Here is a 4113-nt window from a genome sequence, read left to right as displayed (position 1 = left end):
AAATAATTCCAAAATTCATCAACTTCCTTGACAATACCTTTGCCTTCTGGAGATAGATCAATTTTGGCGCATAGCCTTGATCCTAAGGTGCGCGCCCCTTCAAAACAGCGCCCGCGCTGACACCAAAACGCTGAGAAATTCGGTTCATTGAAAGAACGCTTGCGTATAAAACGAGGGCTTGGAGCTTGTCTTTTTCGGGCACACCTCGTAAAATTTTTTCCATATTTTTTACATTTGTACCGCTAAACTTCTCAAACAAAACCGCTTTTAAAGCACTCCGAACATTCACAAAATTTACATACAATCATTTTGAGAGACTTTTAAAAGACACTCTTTACCAATCCTAACAAAAAATATCTTTAGTTAAAAGCGTCCTCGATATTATGGCGTTCAGTTTTGTAGCTAAAAGAAATAAAAAATGTAACGGATAACTTATTTAACATTTTTATTATTATATGTTTTTTATAAGGAATATCTTACATAAAAAATAAATTTTCTAGAGCAAAGATCTTCATATTAATTCCTAGAGGGGGCTTGTGCCAAGTTATAGCGCAAACAACATTAAACGATTATGAAATTGTATTCAAGAAAGAGCGCTTCTATAGCGCCTTAATTTTTTCTTTGATCAGCCTTATGTTTAATAGGGGTAAAATTTGGAATTTATTATTGTACGTGTTATTTTACCCTACTAATATCGATACAAAATTTTTCTTTTTCTCTACAAAAAAACAAGGGAAGATTTTCCCTTGTCTAATTTACAATACTTTTTAGTTCATCAGATTTTTAGCTAGAAATACATCTTTTCCGACGATATATGCCAATAAAAATTACTATAAGTGTTCCAATTAAAGCACAAAAAGGAACTATGCTCAATGCATAAGCATAGCTAAGCTCTAAAGGGAGCTTGTACTTTTTTAGATCATCTACAAAAAATCCAATAATGGGATGAAAGAAGGCTCCTCCTAACATGTTTAACGTGTTTAAAAATGCAATGCCAGCACTAATTCTGTTTGCATGACACCAATCTTTTGCTGCAACAAAAATCAGAACCTGATAACAGCACCCTATTCCTAACCCAATAAACCATAAAGGAAGGCTCCACAACGGAACACTGTAAAATAGCAAAGCAAAAAAAGCTCCACTCATACCAATACCGCAAGCGATAATTGCCAAATAATTTCCTAAATGTTTTGCTAAGAGCGTAACTATTGGACTTCCAATCATCATCCCTTTAAAAATCCACGAAGCAACGCCAGCTGCTTCAGAATCAGACAATCCATAACTCTTAACTAAAAACGGTCCTGCCCAAACATCTGCAAATCCCTCTAGTACTCCTACCATCAAAAGATTTGCAATACCCAAAAAGATAAGTGCCGGATTCTTAAAAATATGAAGAAAATCCGTAGATTCTTCTGAGAAATGATTTCTTACAGAAGAAGGTAAACGTAAAGATATTAGAGCAATTCCTCCCCCAATTGTCAGTATTCCCAGCGCTACAGATTGCCATTGGTAGTGATCTAACAAACTTCGTACAGGTTGTCCTCCATAAATTGCCCCCAACAGCCCAAAAGCAACAGCAACTCCCATGACTTGACCGTAGCGTTCTTTTGGAAACCATAAAGAAATTGCTTCTGCGGTACATAAAAACCCTGCAGCAGAACCACTTCCAATAAGAAACTGTGCAGCCATAGCCAAATACAAAGAATTTGTGTAAGTAAGTATTCCAACCCCAAGCGCACACACAGATGCACAAAAACACAAAACTGTACGCATTTCCAAACGACCAAAAACAAAGGCAATGGGTAACTGCATCATTGCGTATCCGTAGTAATACATTGAAGCCAAAACCCCAAATTCTGCAGAATTTACAGAAAATTGCTGCATCATGGTATCCATCATCAATCCAGGCCAGCGTCTTAGTATAAACTGATACCCAAAAAACGAAAGAGGAATACTAAGTCTTAAACAAGCCTTTATCCAACTAAAGCTTGTACCTGATTGTACCTTATCGAAAGCGTATCTCTGCTAAATAAATATTCGGACCAATATAACACAAAAAATTTAATTTTATAAGTGGGGTACGAAATGTCTGAAAAAATCCGTAATGAGAAATTGTGAGTTAATACTAAAATGAGGTATGAGTTTTACAAAATTATAAAAAAAGAAATTTTCTGTGGGTTTATGGAAGTATACGGCATTAAGCGATTTTGAATTTTAAGAAAGTATATAGCTAAATCAGTATAAAAAGATTACGAGAGATAGAATTGAAATAAGCGATCAATTAAACAAGGTAATGTTCTTCTTATATGTTTGGCTTGAGCCAATTTTTTCTCAATAGGATTGAGATCCGGATAATAACAGAGGAAAATAAAGCAAACTATGGCATCTTCTAGCATCTTTCACATATCTTTTCCTTTATGGAAAGCGGCATTATCCGTAACACTACCGCTTTTTTTGGAAGGTTGGGCAATGTAGCAATTTAGGTTGAATTGGATATTTTAAAGAACCACGAAATAGCATCGAATAGAGCGTTGAAATTTAGTATATTGTCCCCTCTTCATATTAGCCCAGAATTTTTCTATTGGATTCACATCAAAAGAGTAAGGAGGTAGAAAAATTATACTGCATTTTACAGATTCTATTCATTCTCTACCTCTCTTAGATTTATGAAAAAAGGTATTATCCATAATAACTACCTTGATCAGGCTATACTGTGTTGCAGGATCCGTAAAACCCCATTGGTGCTATGGGCTTTTTATTAACCAAACCGGCAATAGTATTTGTTCTTTGATCCCACTTTTTTGACAACCAACTTTTCACTTTTTCTGCCCCAGTTTTTGTCTTTGCACATAGCCTATCAATGCTGCTTTTATCAATATATACAATATTTGGATCCTCTATATATTTGATCGATTCTTGATAATGACTTCGCTTTTCTTAGCTTGCTTCTAAGTGCAAAAAGTTTTTTTAAGCTATAGCCTAATCTTTTTTACCAGCACTGAGTGTAAAAACACTCCCCCCATTCTTAAGCAGCTTTTTTCAAGGGCATATCCTGGTTTTTTTTAACGTACTCTTCAAGCTTTTCTAAGTCAATATTTTTTTCTGAGCCACCACGTCTCTTAGGAAAATAACTACCTTCTTTTCTGTATTTTCTATACCAATTTTCTATACTACCTGCCTATCACTATACACTTATTTTAAATAGTTGCGATAGTTCAATATATTCCCCCTTAATCTAAATATTATATTCCCGTTTGTCTTAAATCGTTGCTGCAGCTCTTTGTCGTTTTCCTTTTATTGCACCTAATTCAACCTAATTTACTATAGTATCGGGAAACGGTATCGTATATTCTATTACTTGCTTCCTTAGAGCCTGTATACATGATTTAGCTAATCTTCTTAATAGAATCATGGAATGGGCGCTATCATACTCATGTTTTTAGCAGTCGCTAGGGCAATTTCATAATGCTTTAGATACCTTTTGAAAATGATTTAGCCATGCAAATGTTCTTTCGACAATCTAACGCTTTAGCAAGTATAGCCCATCCTTGAGATATACGCTTTGAGATTGCTATAGTTTTATTCAATAGAGTTCTAACAAATTCATCCATGGGGGTTCTATATCCAGAATCTGCCACACTTCCTTTAATGTAGGATTTTTTGCACCGCTTCCTTAAAAACTCTGCACCCAGCACCTGTGTCATTGGCCTTATGAACCGTGTATGGAGCAGATTGCCTTGCCTATCAACAACACTATGCCGTTTACGTATCTTTTTTCTCCCCCCCATCTATACCTATTTTTTTTGAGGTGCCTGTGGTCAATACGTTGTGAATGATGCTATAGCTGGGATTCTTGCTCTTTTCATACTTAATTCGGCTTGTCTTAACAAGTTTATGCAATAACGCTCGATAACGCCATTGGTTTGCAAGATTTCGTAGAAAACTATTGCAAAAAAACGATAACTTGAAATGCTGGAAGTAACACTACGTATTTTTTTGGCACTCCATGTTAATAAAACTTTGAAAATTAACTATGCTACCTTTGGTTAAAAGCTTCTGAAAAAGTAGCCGCTAGATTTTGCATATTTAAATCAGCAATAATCACTTTTCCCC

At 35.3% G+C, this 4113-nt stretch carries 4 protein-coding genes; all 4 read right to left on the bottom strand.

Features of this window, described 5'->3' with window-relative positions; translation table 11 throughout:
- Nucleotides 1-82: 82 nt before the first annotated feature.
- The 4 genes from HE1_RS04895 to HE1_RS08310 all read right to left on the bottom strand — a co-directional run bounded on the left by HE1_RS04895 (nucleotide 83) and on the right by HE1_RS08310 (nucleotide 3788).
- Nucleotides 83-289 (bottom strand): hypothetical protein, encoded by a 207-nt coding sequence (locus HE1_RS04895; RefSeq protein WP_035545375.1) that lies wholly within the window; start codon nucleotides 287-289, stop codon nucleotides 83-85.
- A 494-nt stretch (nucleotides 290-783) separates the two neighbouring features.
- The gene (locus tag HE1_RS04890) at nucleotides 784-1899 is read right to left on the bottom strand and encodes an MFS transporter (protein WP_084491111.1); all 1116 of its coding nucleotides are present in this window, start codon (nucleotides 1897-1899) and stop codon (nucleotides 784-786) included.
- 599 nt (nucleotides 1900-2498) lie between these two features.
- Nucleotides 2499-2621: a hypothetical protein gene (locus tag HE1_RS10455; protein ID WP_373279905.1), complete on the bottom strand. Its 123-nt coding sequence runs from the start codon at nucleotides 2619-2621 to the stop codon at nucleotides 2499-2501.
- An 849-nt stretch (nucleotides 2622-3470) separates the two neighbouring features.
- Complete coding sequence (locus HE1_RS08310) at nucleotides 3471-3788, bottom strand: hypothetical protein (protein WP_035545372.1); 318 nt, start codon at nucleotides 3786-3788, stop codon at nucleotides 3471-3473.
- Between the last annotated feature and the right edge of the window lie 325 nt (nucleotides 3789-4113).

The sequence above is a fragment of the Holospora elegans E1 genome (genome assembly GCF_000648275.1).
Lineage (GTDB): Bacteria > Pseudomonadota > Alphaproteobacteria > Holosporales > Holosporaceae > Holospora > Holospora undulata_A.
This window is presented reverse-complemented; position numbering and strand designations above follow the sequence as displayed.